This is a genomic window from Halorubrum sp. SS7, from assembly GCF_005435055.1.
Classification (GTDB): Archaea; Halobacteriota; Halobacteria; order Halobacteriales; family Haloferacaceae; genus Halorubrum; species Halorubrum salinarum.
The window spans coordinates 1-237 of sequence record NZ_SGXV01000109.1 but is presented as its reverse complement, the minus strand read 5'-3'; positions in this window follow the sequence as shown (position 1 = coordinate 237).

Here is a 237-nt window from a genome sequence, read left to right as displayed (position 1 = left end):
GGCCGACCCGTCTCAGCCGGCGCGATGCGATCCCGTGGATGCCGGGTCACTTCTCGTCGTGAGACGGGTTGAAATCGTCTCGGACGGCAATTCGTGTCCGTCGAGGTCGTGTAATCCATCATAAACATTTAATCTGTAGACACGATTTGTTCCGACTATGAGCATTGGCGACGTAGTGAGCCGGGTCCGACAGCCCGAGTACACGGGCGAACAGCGGTGCGTTCCGTGTACGATCGT